Genomic DNA, 17436 nt, shown 5'->3' with positions numbered 1-17436 from the left:
CCCGATGCCCGGGTGGTGGAATTGGTAGACACAAGGGATTTAAAATCCCTCGCTGGTAACAGCGTGCCGGTTCAAGTCCGGCCCCGGGCACCATTGTTTAGAGTTGATTGGCTCAACTGTATGAGTTGAATTATGCAAAATTGCAGACTTCATACATGCAATAAGCTAAAAGCTTATGGAATGCGAGTATAGCTCAGCTGGTAGAGCGCAACCTTGCCAAGGTTGAGGTCACGAGTTCGAACCTCGTTACTCGCTCCAATTTAAACAATTGGTGCTTTAGCAAACCCGATGCCCGGGTGGTGGAATTGGTAGACACAAGGGATTTAAAATCCCTCGCTGGTAACAGCGTGCCGGTTCAAGTCCGGCCCCGGGCACCATTGTTACAGACAGCTTAATCGCTTGATATGACAGTAAGATTAAGCTAGAGTAGCAAGGATAAAATGCTTTTTATAAATAAAAGCACATGGAACGCGAGTATAGCTCAGCTGGATGAATGAAAAGACGCAACCTTGTTTCTTGAATTTAGCCACTAAGTTAAAAAGCATATGGAACGCGAGTATAGCTCAGCTGGTAGAGCGCAACCTTGCCAAGGTTGAGGTCACGAGTTCGAACCTCGTTACTCGCTCCAATCTCTGATACACTAAGTATCAACACAATGCGGCGGAATGGCAGAGTGGCCATGCAGCGGATTGCAAATCCGTCTACCTCGGTTCGACTCCGGGTTCCGCCTCCATTTTCTTCCTGATTTACCTCATTTCTAAATTCTTTTTCCAGTTGTTTCCAATAACCACACGTAAATCACCGGTATATCGTTTTTATATTGAATTCTCAGGTCTACTAACTCACCGCTGACACTTTCATTAATGGTAAACTCGCTGCTGGTGAGCAGGTACTGCCCTTGATGGTGTTTTATTTCTACCTGAGCATCTATGGTGATCCCTTTGTTTTTGGCAATCTCTGTCAGGGCATCCTGAATAGCAAGCTTGATGGCGGTGCTGAGCAGGTTATCTGAGGTCATAGTGCCATCTTCACCAAACGCGCCTAACACCAGGTGTTCACTGCGTTTTATATTGGCCATGGCGCTTGTTGTCGGTGTACGCACAGCCTCAAGCACATCAGGCTTATACAGACCGATGAGTGTTGAACCATACTGACAGCTTTGGTGTAGTGCCAGGCGCATGGGCATACCCTGTGCCGTTACTTCACCATTGCGGTTAAAGCTTACCTCGTGCTGCACAGCGCCGTCACGATTGATTGCGCGCTCTTGCAGATATTCCGTCGCGTTCACCCGGGCCTGCAGCAAAAAGCTCGCCACTGCTTTGGCATTGCGCTCACTGATTGAGATCTGTTGATGGGGCGAAGCGGTGTAGTAACTCACCCCCAGCACCTGGTTGCGCTGTTCGTTTTCACATAGCCAGGCAGGCTGACAGAGTGAAAAGTTACACAGGCTTACGCGACAGCTGGCACTTTCATCAGGTGGCGTGAAGCTAACATAGCTGTATTGGGTATCCTGGGTATTAAAGGGCGCTGAGTAATAGATGGTATGACCGGAGGATAACACCTGAGTGGGCTCATCTGGTGTCACATCTTGCAGATCTCTGCGCTGTAACTCAATAGCATGATAGGCCGCCAGTTTTTTCAGTGCCCGGGTTCGGCTGGCCAGCTCAGAACCATTGGGAATCGCACTGAATGGCGCTGCTGTGCCAATAAAGCCCAGCTGCCCGGCTTGTTTGGGCGACTGAACCCAGCATGGTAAATGCGTGGGCTGACGCTTTTGTGGCTGCTGTGAAAGGGTTTTACAGCCAGTAAGCACGACTGTGCCCACCAGTAGAGCGAAAAATGCAGATGAGTGCACAGTCGATCCTTGTGAATAGGGTTATTTTGTATTCTCTTTTAAGGGTAAGTCGAATTCTACCATCAGGCCACCCTTTTCTCGGTTGCGAAGCCTTAGCTGGCCCTGATGTGCTGTAATAATGTCGTGACACAGGCTCAGTCCCAAACCGGTGCCGTGCGATTTGGTGGAGTAAAAGGGCTGCAGTGCCTGATGTAAATTCCCAGATTGGATCCCTGAGCCCCGGTCGACCACGGCAAATCGTAACCGGGTTTGCTCCTGAACCACCTGCACGGCAATATCCGCCTTGTCACTGCCCGATTCATGGGCGTTCTTGAGCAAATTGAGCAGCACCTGTTCAATCTGAGCGACATCAAAGTAGCCGCTGCAAGTCGGCGCAGAGCCGAGTAAGGTGAAAGGATAGAGTACCTGCAGGCGTTCAAGCAGGGGCGCAACCGGGTGTGCAGCGCAACATGGCGCGGGCAGGCGTGCATATTCGGCATAGCGCTGAATGAACTCGCTCAGGTTTTGGGCGCGTTGTGAAATGGTATCCAGCATATCGGGCAGCAGATCAAGGTGCTTTTGCTGGTTCAGCATAGTCTGCGCTGAGCCCGTAAGGGACTGAATAGGGGCCAGCGAATTATTTAGCTCGTGGCTGATCAGACGAATGGCATTTTTCCACAGCATTATTTCTTCGCGGTTTTGCTCCGCCGAGACGTTTTTGCAGATCACCAGCGTGTGTGGCTGGTAGTTCAGTGTTACCGACTCAGCCCCAAGATAAAACGTATGTTTTTGCTCCTGTTGTTCGAAACTTAACATCCCGCTGTAACCGTTATTCAGCGCCTGCGCCAGCGCCTCAGGCAAGGTATCGCAGGCCGTATCCAGCGAGCTGCCGATCAGAGCGCCTGGCTGTTTGTTCAGAAGCTTACGTGCGGCGGCATTGTGATAAACAATATGGCGGTGTTTATCGAGCAGCAGGGTCGCCATAGGCGAGGCCTGAACTATGCTGTCCAGCACCAGCTCTTTTTGATTCAGCTTTTGCTTTTGTTGCTTGAGGTTTGTGCTGAGCTGGTTGTACAGCGCTATCAGGCGGGCCAAATCTGGATCCGAAGACGGTGAGATACGCAGTGACAGATCGCCATCCTTAATGCTTTTGATCCCATCTTCCAGCGTCGCCAGGATCTGTTGACGACGCCTGATCTGACGGCCAAGTAGCATAAACAGGCTCAGCAACGATGTCAGTAAAGTCACAGCACAGGCCAGGACGACAGGAATGCCCTGTTGCAATGCAATGGCCAGTGCAATCAGCGCAGATGTCAGCACAAACGCTGAGCTGAACAGGATACGACCCGAAAAAGACCAGCGCACAGAGGGCGTCATCGTTTGAGTCCAAACTTGTCCATTCGGCGATACATGGCCTGGCGACTTAACCCCAGGCTTTTTGCCGCATGCGTCACATTGCCCTGGTGTTTATCGAGCGCCTGGGTAATGTCCTCAATGCTAAATTCATGATTCACCATAGCGGAGGCCGAGGTACTGAGGCCAAGATCCGTCGCTTCTATTTGTTCCCCGCAAGCAAGCAGCTCGGCGCGACCAATCACATTTTGCAGCTCGCGGACATTGCCCGGCCAGCCATAGCGTTTGAGTAATCGCTGGGCGCCATCACTCAGCAACTTGTCCGAGGTCAGAAAATGGTGCGCGAGGGGGATTATGTCGTCGGGTCGCTCAGCCAAAGGGGGCAGGCGTAGCTCAATCATGTTGAGGCGATAGTACAAGTCCTGGCGGAAGGTGCCGCGGGCGATGGCCTCATTGAGGTTCGCGTTGGTGGCGCTTATCACCCTGACTTTGACTTTTTGTGTCTTGCTGCTGCCAACGGCTTCGAATTCGCCGGTTTGCAGTACCCTCAATAGCTTCTGCTGGCCCGTCAGCGGCAGGTTGCCTATCTCATCGAGAAACAGCGTCCCACCATCTGCGGCAGCAAAACGTCCCTCGCGGCTTTTCGTCGCGCCCGTATAGGCCCCGCTGACCACGCCAAACAGTTCCGCTTCAATCAGCTCGGCAGGCAGCGCACCGGCATTAACGCGAATAAAGGGTTTATCCCGGTAGGCACTGTTGGCAACCAGCAGCTCGGCGATTTTTTCTTTACCCGCGCCGTTGGGACCGGTGATCAACACCTGAGCGTCGGAGCTGGCTACCTGTGTTGCGGTCTCCAGCAATGGCAGCATGGCTTGATCGGCAAAGATCAATCCGCTGAGATCATATTCGGAACATAACTTGTCTCGTCTGAGCTTAAACTGCTTCTTACTGCGCGTCTGGGATTGTTGTAGCTGATACATTTCCAGCAAATTATTCACTGAGCTCAGTAACTTGTCATCCTGCCAGGGCTTGGCGATATAGTCTGCGGCACCATGTTTGATAAGCTCCACCGCCATTTCTAACTGGGCCCAGGCAGTCAGCAGAATAATCGGCAAGTCCGGATTGAGGGCACGGATCTGGTGATAGAGGGCTTTGCCTTCTTCGCCTGAGGTGGTGTCACTGGTGAAGTTCATATCCTGGATCACTAAATCGTAATCCCGTGCCTGGAGCATTGCCAAACCCAGCTCGGGAGAGTCGGCGCCTTCGCAGTCGATATCATTAATTAAGAAAAGAATTTTGAGTGCTTTAATGACATCGGTGTTGTCATCAATGACGAGAATTTTATGTTGCATCGCGTTTTTATCGTTATTGTTGTCAAGATGAAAGGGCTTGTCAGCCCTTATGTTAATTGATTTTGGTCACCCTTGCCGGGGCTATCTTAGCGGCTTTACGCACAGGAATATAGACCGCGGCGGCACTGAGCAGCCATACACCCAGGGCAACCAGTACGGCCAGCCAAGGCTCAACCAGACCCTGTGCCCGTAAATGGGTCACAAAATAGTTATTAAGCCACAGTGCGGTGAAGCTGCCAAGCACAATACCCACAAAAGCGAGCAAAGCATTTTCCAGCAACAGGGTTTTTAGCACGGTATGCTGGCTGGCACCCAGGGCACGCAGAATGCCGATGTCCCTTTGACGAATCGAGACTGAGAATGAAACCAGACCTATGATGCCAAACCCGGTGACTGTAATGGCGATAACACTGATCCCTATCATAATGAACGCGAACGTGCTGCGGCCATCCCATAGGCGTTTTTTCGCACGGGCGGCAAACTCCACTCGCTCTACGATGCGTCCGTGTTGTTGATACAGCACATCTTCAACGTCCTTAAGAATGCCATCATGGGTGCCTGGTTTAACCCTGATTAAATAGTTGACGTTGTTACTACCAAAATGGGCCTGAGGGACAATGGTCGAGTGATACCATTGTTGCTCATAAACGGCTCCTTCACCCAGCATTTTATCGGCATACACCCCAACCACCTGATAGGGACGGCGAGCGCGTTGCAGGTAGACGGTTTGTCCCAGCGCACTTTGCTCACCAAACAGGCTCTTCGCGAGTGTTTCACTGATCAGGACGACACTGGCATAGTGGTTTTGTGAGGCCTCGGCAAAAACAAACTCATTGGGGTAGAAGTTGCGCCCCTGGGTGATGTTTAAGCCCAGGGTTGCAACGCCCTGTGAGGTTACGTCAAACTGGGCGTTTTCAAAGCCCGCTTCTTCCTGGTCGATAGTTTTGTACACCAGGTTACTGCCGGCGATGGTGGCAAGCACCAGCTCGTTACTGGCATACGTGACGTGAGTCACCTCCCCGAGAGCGCTGAGGTTGGTTAAATCGCGCTGGATCAGGGCTGATTTATCGACCCGATTGTCGAACACCTTAGTATAGACGTTGAGTATCTCGACTTCGTCCAGGTGCGAGGGGATCAGCCAGTTCTTAAGCGTCCCGTAGCTGATAAAACTGGCGTTGCCGACTATGGTCACAGCAATGGCTATCTGGATCAGGATCATCACCGAGATATTGCGGTGCTTTACAATGATTTTGAGTATGTGTTTGAGTGACATGCGACTATCCTCTTAACTGAGCTGCGGGGGCGGTACGACTGGCTTTGATAATGGGGTAGAGTCCGGCGGCAAATATCGCCACAAAGATCCCCACGGCAGCTTGCAGCGCAAACAACGTGTCCATGCTGTACATACGGCGCACCTGCTCGGCGTCGGCCAGATAATCGGCCTGATACAGGGCCAGATGAAACATGGCAACCAAGCCAAATTGTGCCAGCAATAAACCCAGCGCAATCGCAGCGCTACTGAGCATACTCAGTTCCAGCAGCTGTACCTTGAGAATATACAGCTTGTTTGCGCCCAGCGCCCGATACAGGGAGACCAGTTTGGCCCGGCTCTGGTTTTTAGCCAGTAAAATGCCGATGGTGTTGATCAGGCAAATGGCAAACAGCAGGTAGGCAAACTTAAGATAAATCTGCTCCCAATAAAGGTTATCGCTCATTCTGTCGTTGAGACTGGCCAGCTGTGTCAGATAGTAAGGCTCCGAGTGGCCAAAGCGGCCCTGAGACGCCTGTTGCTGCGTATAGTTGCGCATCCACAGGGTCAGCTCAGCAAGACTGTTGTCGTGCTGCATTGGGTCCAGCACCGCCCAGGCATGCAGATAACCACACTCGGCACTTTTGAGTCCCTGCACATCATCCCGACGATAACGGGTTCTTGCGGCTTCTTCCTTAGTGCGGCAAGGCATATAGCCGGTTCGTGGCAAATTGTTGGCATGAGCATATCCAAGTGGGACGACCGCCATATCGTTGGCGCGGGCCTGAAAGCGCATATTCTGAAAACGGCGCAGGTAAGCAGACATGTCCATGACGCCGACAACCTCCAGCTGGCGGTTGTTGATGACTACTTGTTTGCCGATGGAGTTTGCTCCGCCAAATAGTAAGTCATTGGCTTTTTTATCCAATACAATCACCGCGGCATCCTGCATGTCCTCGCGCCAGGGCGCACCATAAATAAATGGCACCTGGAGCAGGTCAAAATACTGAGGATCAGCGGCAGAGGCCTCGGCGGTAACCGGCCTGACACTGTTATCAGGCAAGTCGAGCACAAATGAGGTGGTGTAATTGAACGAAATGCGGGTAGTGTCGTTTGCGCTGAATGCCTCAGCCAGTGCGCCGGCATCGCGAAAGGTCAGCGGAGGCGAGCGAAACTCTGAACGCCGGTCAAACTCCGGGTCCATAAAATTCAGGCTGACGTGATACACCCGATCGGCTCTTTGGTCGATGGGAGAGTGGCCGCTGCGTGTGACTATGGTGCCCATAGTTAGCAACAGGGTGATACCAATAGCCAGATTAAGTACCATCAGTAAGGTCAGTTTGCGCTTTTGTTTCAGGCCGCGCCAGGCCAGTTGCATTAAATCCTTCATTGCGGCCACCTATGAGATCAGTTCGACCAGTTCATTCTTATTGATATCTCGCAATTGTCCGTCGAGAATTTGAATGTTGCGATGCGCCCGCTGCGCCAGTTCGTGATCATGCGTGACCATCAGCAAGGTGGTACCCTGGCGGTTGATCTCTTCCAGCAGTTCCATCACCTGTCTGGCCATCAGCGTATCCAGGTTTCCGGTGGGCTCATCGGCAAGCAAAAAGCGCGGCTTACCGGCAAGCGCGCGGGCAATGGCAACACGCTGTTGCTGACCACCACTCAGTTGCGCCGGAAAGTGACTGGCGCGACCGCCAAGTCCTACCAATTCCAGACTTTCCTCAATGCGTTGCTTACGTGCCTTGGCCGACAGACCACGGAAAATCAGCGGCACTTCAATGTTATCGTAAAGATTGAGGTCGCCGATCAGGTTAAATCCCTGGAAAATAAAGCCGATTTTTTCATTGCGCAGGCGAGAGAGCTGCTTGTCACCCAGGGTGCTGACGTCTTCTCCGTCCAGCTCATAAGTACCCTGTTCGAAGTTTTCCAGTAACCCGGTGATGTTCAAAAAGGTGGTTTTACCTGAGCCAGACGGGCCTGTGACGGCAATAAACTCGCCTTCTTCAACTGTGAAGTTAACGTCTGACAGCGCGTGGGTTTCGACTAATTCGGTGCGGTAGATTTTACTGATGTTTTTCATGCGTAACATGGGATGATTCCTTTTATTATTATTCGCTGAGGATCACGTGCTGTGATTGTCCAAAAGCTGTCAGGCTTGAGATGATGATTGTATCACCAGCTTGCAGCCCCTGGGTAATTTCCACTTCCCGGACACTTTTGACACCCAGTGAAATAGGGGTTCTGTATGCGGAGTTTTGTTCAATTTTATAGGCGGTGCTTGATGCGCCGGTTTCGACAAAGGCACCGCGCTCGACTTTAAGTACGTTTTGCTTGTGCGCCAGGATGATCTGGGCGTTGACCCGCTGGTTCTGACGCAAATTTCCCGGCTGCTCTGTAAAGCGAATACGACCGCGTACCTGGCCTTGCTCAACTTCGGGGGAAATCGCCACTAAAGTTGCTCCGTATTGCTCATTGTTAATTTGCACATTGGCTTGCAGGCCTATTCCCAGCTCATCAGCGAGGTTTTCTGGGATATAGGCTTCGACTTCCAGCTCGTTAAGATTAACCAGTGACATCAGCGGGGTATTGCGTTGCACATGTTGTTTTTGCTGAACGTTCAGGGTGCCGACAATGCCGGACAAAGGGGAGTGCAGGGTTAGTGCCTCAACCTGACGGCGCAGCTCTTCGGTGAGGTGACGCTGGCGGGTCAGGTTCAGTTCGCTGCTTTTCAGCTCAAAGCTCAGGCGCTCCTGTGCCAGTTGCAGGCTGGCAATGGCGTGACGTTCATTCAGTTCGGCGCGCTTCAGGGCGACCTGGGTTTGTTCCAGCTCTTCCTTAGAAATGATCTGTTTTTCTATGCTGCTACGGGCACGGGCCATTTCACTTTGAGCGGCTTCCAGTTCGACTTTGGCCAGCTCCATTTGTTGGGTGTTATCCAGCTGCTGTTGTTTTATAGCGATTTTCTGGCGACTGACCTCCATCTCCAGACGTGCCAGGGTCGCTTCTTCCTGGAGTAACTGATTGCGCAGCTCGGGGCTGTCGATGCTCAATAGCGCCTGACCCGCCTCAATCTCATCACCCGCTTTGACGAACAAAGTGACTGTGCCTGCTGCGATGGCATACAAAGAGGGGCTGTCTGCGGCCATGGTGCGGCCTTCCACGCGCAGGTCCTGGATCATGTCACCGCGTACGACCGTGGCGGTGCGCAGTGTTTGCAGTGACACCACCTGATCGGCGCTGAGTAATTTATCGAAGCTGCTGTATGAGGCTGTGGTGGCCCCTATGAGTCCAACGGCTGCTACCGCACTGACCCACCAGCGCGGTAGCCTGCGCGTAGGTTTAATCGCTTTATCTTGTTGTTTGGTATCTCGGATCATGCCGGGTACGGCTCCTTGTTTTTTCGATTACTTGTTCTTATTACAAAAACAGTGCCAAAACGTAATATGCTGAAATTATTGAGCTATTTTTCTTTTTGATAGTGGGGTATCAGCGCAGCGGACGGACAGCGGACAGTACGCGGACAGTAGACGGGTGTCCGGACACTGTGTTGCAGCTCAGTGCATAGCCGAGCCACAATACACTGGCTTTGCCGACCTGATCCTGTACCATAGTGATCATACTAAGTTGCTGTTAAGTAAGTGGTAAAGGAGATACGATGATCCAGTTAGACAAGATAACCTTAAGGCGCCGGGACGGGGCTGGGTACAGATATGTGCTGGATAACCTGAGCTGGTCGGTATCAGGGGCGCAGCAGGTTGCGTTAACCGGTGAAAGTGGCTCGGGCAAAACGACTTTGCTGAATATACTGGCGGGCTTGCTGAGCCCGGACGCTGGCACCATTTGCATCAACGAGCAATTCATCCATACCTACAACGCCACACAGCTGGCTTTGTACCGCCGCACCATTGGCATGATCTTTCAACATTATCAGCTCCTCAGTCCGCTAAGTGTTGCCGACAATATGGCGTTTCAGGCAAGGCTGAATGGCCGCGCTGTGAGTCGTGAAGACATTGCATTGATGGCACAACGGCTGGGACTGGGCGATAAGCTCGACGCCTTTCCGGCGCAGCTCAGTGGTGGGGAGCAACAGCGCGTTGGGATTGCCCGGGCGCTGCTTAATCAGCCCCGGATACTGCTGGCCGATGAGCCTACCGGTAACCTCGACAGCGAGCGCAGCCAGGAAGTGTTAGAGCTGCTGATGGCGTTATGTAAAGAGCAGCAGGTCAATCTGATCATGGTGACACACAGCCGCGCCCTTGCCGCGCAGTTGCCACGACAGGTGGAGTTACGTGACGGGCGTATACATGAGTGAACTGCGTCTTATCTTACTGACCTATAGCCAGTTTTATCGTCGTCATGCCGGCCTTTTAGTGCTTTTTCTGATTGGTTTGAGCCTGGGCAGTGCCTTGCTCAGTGCGACGCTGGGGTTAAATCAGGAAGCCGCGCAACGCTATCAAACCAGCACCGCGCTGCTGGCCCAGCCCGTGAGTCATTTTATTCGACCACCTCTGGGGGAGTCGGGCTTGCCGTTTTCTCTGTGGCAACGGCTTTCAGCCGCCGGGTTTGTGCAGGCTCAGCCGGTGCTCGAAGGACGAGTGAGAAGTGATGACAACAAGCTCATTGCAGTGCGGGGTGTGAATTTACTGCAATGGCAAACAGCCGGTGTCACCCAGCCTGCTCAGCGTCAATCTGAGCAGTCAAATACTGAGCTCGCCCTGTTCGACACGCTGTTTATGTCACCCGAACGCCTGGCCAGATTACAACTGGACGAGGCCGTGTTGTACTTTAACGGTGAGCGTGTCCCTGTAAGTCAGCTCGATGGAGCCGGTCATTTTGCGCTTACCGACATCAGCCTGGCAGATCGGTTGCTCAAGGCACAGGGGCAAGTCAGCTATTTTGAAGTGGCGGGGCTGAATGCCGCGCAGTTACAGCAACTCAAGATACTGCTTGGCAACGAGGGCAGGCTCGAGTCTGCCGAGGCGCAAACATTCGATGCGCTGTCGGGCGCCTTTTTCTTCAACTTACAGGCACTGGCATTGCTTGGCTATGTGGTGGGCGCTTTTTTAAGTCTGAATGCTATCAAGCTTGCTTATCAGAGCCGGTTATCCTTGCAACAGCAAATGGCCACGCTTGGCTGCCGTCAGGGTCAGCTACTCAAAGCGCTGTGCTTGGAAGTCACGATACTCAGTGTGGTGGCTGCGACATTGGGCAACCTGCTTGGGGTACTGATGGCCAATCTGATGATGGGGGATATCAGCGCGGTGCTGAGCAGTTTTTATCAGCTGGACCGGTCGCTGACGGTCAGTTTTGACGTTGCGCTGGTGCTCATCGGCACTGTGCTTAATCTGGCGGTTCTGAGTGCATTTATGGTGTTACAAACAAGCATCGCACAGCGGCTGACTAAGTGGCTAACCCTGGCGCTTTTAGTGCTGGCTGGAGTGGGCGCTCTGACATTAGTGGCACTGGCGCAGACCAAGTGGCAGGCTTTGCTGCTGTGCGCGTGTGTGCTGCTGGTGTTTTTCGCGCTGACGCCGCCTTTGGTGCGTCTGGTGTTTCGGGTTCGATGGCCCACCCAGGCGCCCTTGCTTGTGTGGCTCAAAGGTGACAGCCTGACGCAATTACCGGCGCTCTTGAGCTCGGTGCTGGCGATACTGATGGCAATGGGGGCAGCCATTGGCATGCAGGTAATGGTGGGCAGCTTTAGCAGTGCACTGGATGCGCATCTGCAAACCCGCCTGAATGCCGACTTGTACGTCAGACCGGATAACCCAACCGCGCAGATGCGCCAGGCATTAATGGACACGCCAGATGTGGCGCAGGTGGGGGTTTACTGGTCGGCACACAGCGAAGTTAGAATGGGTAATGAGACTGTGCCCGTGACGCTGATGAGTTTTGGCGAAGACGCTGGCTATCATCAGCACCTGACCTTACTGAATAAGCAACCATTGCATGCCAGTCATCTTAGCAGTGCCGATGAGGCGATTTCGTGTTTGGTCAATGAGCCGGGCATGCGTCACTATGATCTGGCTGTTGGCACTTTGATCTACTTACAACAAGGGGAGCGCGCTTTTTCCTGTCAGATAAGCGGTGTTTTTTACGATTACGGAGAGCCGGGGATTAATCTGGTGGTCAGCAGCTCTGTGATTGTGCGTCAGGCTTTTTTGTATGACGCGGTGGGTTTTATGTTGACGTTAGAGCAAGGGGCTGATGCAGAGCAGGTGGCCGATGTGATTAGCCAGCGCTGGTCACTGGCGGGGCACCAGTTGGTCCACAACCAGGTGTTTAAGCATTATGCAAAACAGCTATTTAGTCAGACTTTTCTGGTTACTCATGCGCTGAATATCTGCATTATGGCAATCGCATTATTTGGTGTCTGGGTGAGCTTTTTAACACTCGGGCGACAGCAGCTTCAGCCCATGGCGGTACTACAAACTTTGGGGGTGACCCAGAAGCAATTACTGCTCCTCAAGCTGTGTCAGGCCGGACTTATTCTGGGCTTGACGTTACTGCTGGCTTTACCACTTGGGATCCTGCTGGGCTGGGTGTTGCTGGAATACGTGATGCCCATCGCCTTTGGCTGGAGCATGGCCATGGTTCTCAGTTGGGGCGATATCTGGGGATTTTGTGCTGTGGTGCTGGTACTGGCGCTGGTGGTAAGCGCTATTCCGTTACTCAAACTGGTAAGACGTAATGTGGCTGATAATGTGGCGCAGCTTTAAGGAACCAATCATGCAAACAGTCAGATCCCTTTTATTAGTTTTACTGGTAGTGACGGGCTGCCAGCCGGTTGCGCCACCAACCGAGCGCAACAATGCGGCAATGGCCGTGCTGGGACAAACCTTGGGAGCGCCGGTCGATGCCAGTCAGTCTTTGGTGTTTCCCCGTGACCATGGCGCCCACCCCGAACAAGGGGTTGAATGGTGGTATGTGACGGGCAATCTGACGGCGGACGATGGCAGCCAATTTGGTATGCAGTGGACTTTGTTTCGTATCATTGACCCGGGTTTTTCAACTGTTCAGTCTTCTCCCTGGTGGGATGGACAGCTTTATTTTGCGCATTTTGCTTTGCAGGATGGCCTGACACATCAGGCGTTTGAGCGCTATGGCAGAGCCGGGCAGGTCGACATTCAGGCCAGTCCCTTCATTGCCCGGCTGGGTGACTGGCAGCTTGCCAGTCGGGGGAATGCTTTCTTGCCGCTGCAATTAAACACTCAGGCGTCCGGGTATGGTCTGGATATTACACTGGCAAACAGTCCGCTGGTGTTGCATGGCGAGCAAGGATACAGCCAGAAAACTCAACAAGGCCACGCTTCTTTTTATTACAGTTATCCCTTTTTACAAGTCGCAGGCACGCTTACGTATGCCGGTAAGTCTTATGAGGTTACGGGGCAGGCCTGGCTCGACAGAGAATGGTCTTCTGCCCTGATCGATAACCAGAATGGCGGCTGGGACTGGTTCAGTTTACAAAGCCAAGATCCTGAGCAGGGCGCACTGATGGCGTTTTGTACACGCGATGGACAAGAGGCCTATGCCTATTGCAGCGCCTCAGAGATATCTCCCTCGGGTCAGGTTACAGCCTACCCGCATGAGCAGGTTACACTGACGGTACTGGACAGGGCGCAAACCCGGGGAGTAACGCACCCGATAAGTTGGCAGTTGCAGGTGCCAGGCAAAGAAGCCGTGATCATTGATGTATTACAGCGCGACTCTTTAAATAACCTGAGCGTACCTTACTGGGAGGGCCGGATCCGCAGCCGCGGTGGATTTGTCGCAACGGGCTATGGTGAACTGTTTGGTTATTAGTACAGGGGAGCCCTTTGCTGTGCCGTCTAACTTTTCGGGCTGTGTGAATAAAAGGGCACTGCCAATCCAAGCACCCTTTTCACAGCTGAGGCTACTCCCGGTCGTACAGGGGCAGGGCAACACCTGAGACGTCAGGGAATTCCAGCACCGCGACAGGGGTAAAGTCGCTTTCCGCGAGGAAAAACGTCGTCAGGCTGGCACGGGAGTGGATGGTAAACTCCCCCACAAACGGCATCATCCAGCCACTGTCGCTTGATAATACGCCGCTTAACTGAGGCACTTTGCCAAAATCCGGAAGCAGGTAGTCGGGAAGCACATTGTCGCCCACAGAATGAAGCGGCAGGTTGACCCCAATCTGGCGTGTGTAAGACACATCCAGCATAGGCTGTCCGGTATATTGGTTGGCCAGAGTTAAGGCATGCTGATGCGCTGTGATAGTGATCGACACATCGGCGGCTTGCTTGGGATAGCCCCAGATCTCACGACCGGCTTTAATTGCAATGGGGTTGTCCAGCATCAGGTGCTGGTTGTAAAGCGCATAGTTATGGGGTTTTCCGGCCGCTTGCTGCTGGGCATTGGCAGCACCCAGTGCAGCCAGTACTTTAGCGGTAAAATCCAGCTGGGCGCCGGGCTCGGTCATATCCCCCGGGCAGGGCAAAGTGGGATCTTCGCTGCCACGGCGTTTTACATAAAAGCTAGATATTGTTTCGTTATAAGCACCGGCCGGGCTGGCCGTAATTTTTTGTGTATACAGAGCCCCAATACCTTTCGATGCACTGCCTTCACAATGCAGTCGCACCGGCTCCCACTGCCAGTTCCATAAAAAGAACTGAGCGACATTGGCATCAATTAATCCGACGACCGCGCTGGTGGCTTCACCCTTGACATGAAAGGGCATGTTAACTGGGGTGCCATCAGAGAGATAAGTAGTACTGGTTACAGGATAGGTTTCACTGAGATCGGCGCTATGGCCGGTGTTGCTCAATACCAGCATGGCACTGAGCATAAGCGTATTCAATTTCATTTTTGATCCTTTTTTAATTAGGGTTTTCCTTGAATGGAGGTTGCTATATACGCACTGTTAGGTCGCAAAAGCGGGACTAGGCTAACACGCTTGGGTGAAAAGTAAATGAAATGACACGGCAGAGCAGAGGTGGGTGAAATAGATTGATTGCAGAAGGCCTTTACTTTGCGGCCATCCGCACGGGCCTGGTAAAAGTAAAACCAGCTCAAGCAGAATAAAAAACGGGAGCCACTGGCTCCCGTTTTGTTGTGCACTTAGCTCAATTCAATCTTGTAAGTTGGCACAGGATTGACCTTTTTGCTCAGGTGTCCAAGCAGCAGCCACCAGGCAAACAAGGCCGCCAGCATCAGCGCAATCCACATCACGGCCGAGGCCGGTGCCGTGCCCAGCTGTCCTATCTGGTACACCAGGGTCGCCAGAATATAGGCAATCGACGTTGTCCAGCCAATCACCACCCACATCCACTGACTGCCCGATTCGCGCTTAATGGCGCCCAGTACCGCCACACATGGCGTATAAAGTAAGATCAGCACCAGGTAGGCAAAGGCGCCGAGCTGACCATCAAACTGCGCCGCCATCGCACTCAATAACTCATTGCCCGCATCTGCGCCTTCTTCAACGGCACCCAGACCCAGTGGGTCACCGAGGTTGTTAAGCAAATCAACGGAATTATCCCACAGGGTCATCACCGCTTCGCTTGCGGCGTCTTTGAGAGACCAGTCACCGGGTTGTTCCTGCGCACCTACGTACAGGGCATCCATGGTGCCAACAATGGCCTCTTTGGCAAACAAGCCGGTGACTATCCCCACCGTGGCCGGCCAGTTATCCTCAGCAATACCCAGCGGTGCAAACACCGGTGTGACGACCTGTGCAGCTTTAGAAAGCAAAGAGGCGTCGCTGTTCTCATGACCAAAACTGCCATCTGTACCAATGGAGTTGATCATGCTCAGCAGCGCGACTACGAATACGATGGTTTTACCGGCACGCGTAATAAAGCTACGCAAGCGCTGCCAGGTGGTCATCAGCAGGTTGCGCCAGACAGGCAAATGGTAGGCAGGCATTTCAATAAAAGAAGGGACTTTCTCCTGCTTAAAGACGCGCTTTCTGAACAAATAGCCGGAGCCCACCGCCACCAGAATACCAAACACATACAGGGCAAAGACGATATTAGCGCCATTGACCGGAAAAAAGGCGGCAGCAAACAAAGCGTACACGGTTAAGCGGGCACCACAGGACATGAAAGGCGCCATGATCACTGTGAGCAGGCGATCCGACTCGCGGCTCATGGTGCGAGCACTCATCACCGCCGGGACGTTACAGCCAAACCCCACAATCAGCGGCACAAACGCGTTGCCCGGCAATCCGATAGAGGACATCAGGCGGTCGATCACAAAGGCGGCGCGTGACAGGTAACCACTGTCCTCAAGAATAGACAAACAAAAATACAGCACCGCTATTACCGGAATAAAGGTCGCAACCAGCTGCAAGCCGGCCCCGAAGCCGTCACCCAGCAATACGCCTAACCACTGGGGTGCCCCCAGATTGGCCAGTAGCAGCTTAGTGCCGTCAATAAAAATAGCGCCGACCAGAATATCGAAAAAGTCGATAAACACGGCCCCAAAGTTCACGGCAATGGTAAACATCAGGTACATCATAAACAAGAAGATAGGGACGCCCAGCCAGCGGTTAAGCACCAGCTTGTCGAGCGACGTGGTGAAATCAGAGCGAGTCTGCGACATGATGCTAACGCCATTGCTCAGCGTTTTGACGTTTTGATAGCGTTTAATGGTGTCTTCGTTGCTGAGATCTGGCCCTGTACCTGGTTGTTTGCGTGTGGTGGCTTGCGTGGCTTTCAGGTGATTGTTCAGCGCATCTGTCAGTAGCGTCAACCCTTCACCGGTTGAGCCCACCATAGCGATAACGGGCGTATCAAGGCGTTGTGCCAACAGCTCAAGGTTGAGCTCCTTACCTTGCTGGCGCGCTACATCGGTCATGTTGGCAACCACAATGACGGGCGTGCCCGTTTCCTGCATCTGTGTGGTCAGGACCAGGTTGCGTTCAAGGTTGGCACAGTCGACCACATTGATGATCAGATCGGCATCCTGAGCGCGAATATAGTCAATGGCGATTTGTTCATCCTGGCCCGGATCAATCTGTGCCATGCTGTACAGGCCCGGTAAGTCAATTAACTCGACCTGCTGACCCTGTAATGTTAGCTCGCCGCTTTTGCGCTCGACAGTAACGCCGGGCCAGTTGCCGACTTTTTGTCTGGCACCCGTAAGACGGTTAAATAGGGTAGTTTTACCACAGTTGGGGTTACCAACGAGGGCGATTCTCACGTTATCTTACTCCTTGAATTTAGCGGCTTAGCTGGATAAAACGCGCATCTGTTTTACGGATACTGATATAGGTGTTGCCAACCTTGGTCTGAATTGGGCAGCCCAGCGGGGCGACATTTAAGACAGAGATCGCTTCGCCGGGGATCAGGCCCAGTGCCATCACGCGGCTGATCAGGGCTGCATCCGGGTGTTCAATGCCCGCAATGATTGCTGTGTCGTTGGGTTTTAAATCTGCAAGTGTCATAGAGATAATGCAAACCTTGATAAGAATTATTTATTATTAGGGCGCTATGGTACCGCAACTTAAATGTCATAAACAAGCTGGCGCAGTAAAAGATGAGAGATATTTTGATGATTGATAAAGTTATATTTTTTAGGTGGTTACGTATTTTAAAGGAATGTCATCAGGGTGTTGTCAGGTGCGCAGTACTGTTTGCACTTTGTTTGCTAACTGTTTGTACATGACCGCTTTAGCG

The 17436-nt window shown here is 52.6% G+C and carries 14 protein-coding genes and 5 tRNA genes; 8 read left to right on the top strand and 11 right to left on the bottom strand.

Translation table 11 applies throughout. From position 1 onward, the window contains the following. Nucleotides 1-6: 6 nt before the first annotated feature. The 5 genes from C3B51_RS10335 (at nt 7) to C3B51_RS10315 (ending at nt 733) form a co-directional block, all read left to right on the top strand. Nucleotides 7-93, top strand: a tRNA-Leu gene (locus C3B51_RS10335). Nucleotides 94-182: 89 nt separating this feature from the next. Further along, nucleotides 183-258, top strand: a tRNA-Gly gene (locus tag C3B51_RS10330). Nucleotides 259-290: 32 nt separating this feature from the next. Then, a tRNA-Leu gene (locus C3B51_RS10325) sits at nt 291-377 on the top strand. A 175-nt stretch (nt 378-552) separates the two neighbouring features. Then, nucleotides 553-628 (top strand) — tRNA-Gly (locus tag C3B51_RS10320). Between the two features lie 31 nt (nt 629-659). After that, nucleotides 660-733 (top strand) — tRNA-Cys (locus tag C3B51_RS10315). A 24-nt stretch (nt 734-757) separates the two neighbouring features. Here C3B51_RS10315 and C3B51_RS10310 read toward each other — a convergent pair. The 8 genes from C3B51_RS10310 to C3B51_RS24070 form a co-directional block, all read right to left on the bottom strand. Further along, nucleotides 758-1855, bottom strand: a complete 1098-nt coding sequence (locus tag C3B51_RS10310; RefSeq protein WP_130244983.1) for a hypothetical protein — start codon at nt 1853-1855, stop codon at nt 758-760. Nucleotides 1856-1876: 21 nt separating this feature from the next. Next, the gene (locus C3B51_RS10305) at nt 1877-3211 is read right to left on the bottom strand and encodes a sensor histidine kinase (protein WP_130244982.1); all 1335 of its coding nucleotides are present in this window, start codon (nt 3209-3211) and stop codon (nt 1877-1879) included. After that, entirely contained in the window at nt 3208-4539 is a 1332-nt protein-coding gene (locus tag C3B51_RS10300; protein WP_130244981.1) for a sigma-54-dependent transcriptional regulator, read from the bottom strand. Before C3B51_RS10300 ends, C3B51_RS10305 begins: the two co-directional genes overlap by 4 nt. A 52-nt stretch (nt 4540-4591) precedes the next feature. Beyond that, nucleotides 4592-5812, bottom strand: coding sequence for an ABC transporter permease (locus C3B51_RS10295; RefSeq protein ID WP_130244980.1), 1221 nt, complete (start codon nt 5810-5812; stop codon nt 4592-4594). 4 nt (nt 5813-5816) lie between these two features. Beyond that, on the bottom strand, nt 5817-7178 hold the full coding sequence (locus C3B51_RS10290; protein ID WP_130244979.1) for an ABC transporter permease: 1362 nt from the start codon (nt 7176-7178) through the stop codon (nt 5817-5819). A gap of 9 nt (nt 7179-7187) precedes the next feature. Continuing rightward, nucleotides 7188-7883, bottom strand: coding sequence for an ABC transporter ATP-binding protein (locus C3B51_RS10285; protein WP_046006334.1), 696 nt, complete (start codon nt 7881-7883; stop codon nt 7188-7190). A gap of 19 nt (nt 7884-7902) precedes the next feature. Further along, nucleotides 7903-9171, bottom strand: a complete 1269-nt coding sequence (locus C3B51_RS10280; RefSeq protein WP_130244978.1) for an efflux RND transporter periplasmic adaptor subunit — start codon at nt 9169-9171, stop codon at nt 7903-7905. 109 nt (nt 9172-9280) lie between these two features. After that, the gene (locus C3B51_RS24070; protein WP_268836125.1) at nt 9281-9412 is read right to left on the bottom strand and encodes a hypothetical protein; all 132 of its coding nucleotides are present in this window, start codon (nt 9410-9412) and stop codon (nt 9281-9283) included. A 37-nt stretch (nt 9413-9449) separates the two neighbouring features. On the opposite strand from C3B51_RS24070, the gene C3B51_RS10275 reads away from it, so the two are divergent. From C3B51_RS10275 to C3B51_RS10265, 3 genes are read left to right on the top strand one after another with little or no spacing between them, the layout of a single operon-like run. Continuing rightward, a complete protein-coding gene (locus C3B51_RS10275) occupies nt 9450-10106 on the top strand; it encodes an ABC transporter ATP-binding protein (RefSeq protein WP_130244977.1) in 657 nt (218 codons plus the stop codon). After that, a complete protein-coding gene (locus tag C3B51_RS10270) occupies nt 10099-12513 on the top strand; it encodes an FtsX-like permease family protein (RefSeq protein WP_130244976.1) in 2415 nt (804 codons plus the stop codon). Before C3B51_RS10275 ends, C3B51_RS10270 begins: the two co-directional genes overlap by 8 nt. A 10-nt stretch (nt 12514-12523) precedes the next feature. Beyond that, complete coding sequence (locus C3B51_RS10265; RefSeq protein ID WP_130244975.1) at nt 12524-13597, top strand: lipocalin-like domain-containing protein; 1074 nt, start codon at nt 12524-12526, stop codon at nt 13595-13597. A 91-nt stretch (nt 13598-13688) separates the two neighbouring features. On the opposite strand, the gene C3B51_RS10260 is transcribed toward C3B51_RS10265, so the two are convergent. The 3 genes from C3B51_RS10260 to C3B51_RS10250 form a co-directional block, all read right to left on the bottom strand. Next, complete coding sequence (locus C3B51_RS10260) at nt 13689-14621, bottom strand: acetoacetate decarboxylase family protein (RefSeq protein WP_125719235.1); 933 nt, start codon at nt 14619-14621, stop codon at nt 13689-13691. Between the two features lie 254 nt (nt 14622-14875). Beyond that, nucleotides 14876-16960 carry a ferrous iron transport protein B gene (gene feoB, locus C3B51_RS10255; protein WP_130244974.1) on the bottom strand — a complete coding sequence of 695 codons (2085 nt, stop codon included), beginning with the start codon at nt 16958-16960 and terminating at the stop codon, nt 14876-14878. A gap of 19 nt (nt 16961-16979) precedes the next feature. Further along, nucleotides 16980-17204, bottom strand: a complete 225-nt coding sequence (locus tag C3B51_RS10250) for a FeoA family protein (RefSeq protein ID WP_046006343.1) — start codon at nt 17202-17204, stop codon at nt 16980-16982. Between the last annotated feature and the right edge of the window lie 232 nt (nt 17205-17436).

The sequence above is a fragment of the Pseudoalteromonas rubra genome, from assembly GCF_004212645.1.
Lineage (GTDB): Bacteria > Pseudomonadota > Gammaproteobacteria > Enterobacterales > Alteromonadaceae > Pseudoalteromonas > Pseudoalteromonas rubra_G.
Note: the sequence above shows the minus strand (reverse complement) of the source record. Positions and strands in the feature narration are given on the sequence as shown.

Bases quoted from the DNA above. Each gene is read 5' to 3' on its own strand.
- C3B51_RS10305 (WP_130244982.1), bottom strand. From the start codon at position 3,211: ATGACGCCCTCTGTGCGCTGGTCTTTTTCGGGTCGTATCCTGTTCAGC.
- C3B51_RS10300 (WP_130244981.1), bottom strand. From the start codon at position 4,539: ATGCAACATAAAATTCTCGTCATTGATGACAACACCGATGTCATTAAA.
- C3B51_RS10295 (WP_130244980.1), bottom strand. From the start codon at position 5,812: ATGTCACTCAAACACATACTCAAAATCATTGTAAAGCACCGCAATATC.
- C3B51_RS10290 (WP_130244979.1), bottom strand. From the start codon at position 7,178: ATGAAGGATTTAATGCAACTGGCCTGGCGCGGCCTGAAACAAAAGCGC.
- C3B51_RS10285 (WP_046006334.1), bottom strand. From the start codon at position 7,883: ATGTTACGCATGAAAAACATCAGTAAAATCTACCGCACCGAATTAGTC.
- C3B51_RS10280 (WP_130244978.1), bottom strand. From the start codon at position 9,171: ATGATCCGAGATACCAAACAACAAGATAAAGCGATTAAACCTACGCGC.
- C3B51_RS24070 (WP_268836125.1), bottom strand. From the start codon at position 9,412: ATGATCACTATGGTACAGGATCAGGTCGGCAAAGCCAGTGTATTGTGG.
- C3B51_RS10275 (WP_130244977.1), top strand. From the start codon at position 9,450: ATGATCCAGTTAGACAAGATAACCTTAAGGCGCCGGGACGGGGCTGGG.
- C3B51_RS10270 (WP_130244976.1), top strand. From the start codon at position 10,099: ATGAGTGAACTGCGTCTTATCTTACTGACCTATAGCCAGTTTTATCGT.
- C3B51_RS10265 (WP_130244975.1), top strand. From the start codon at position 12,524: ATGCAAACAGTCAGATCCCTTTTATTAGTTTTACTGGTAGTGACGGGC.
- C3B51_RS10260 (WP_125719235.1), bottom strand. From the start codon at position 14,621: ATGAAATTGAATACGCTTATGCTCAGTGCCATGCTGGTATTGAGCAAC.
- C3B51_RS10250 (WP_046006343.1), bottom strand. From the start codon at position 17,204: ATGACACTTGCAGATTTAAAACCCAACGACACAGCAATCATTGCGGGC.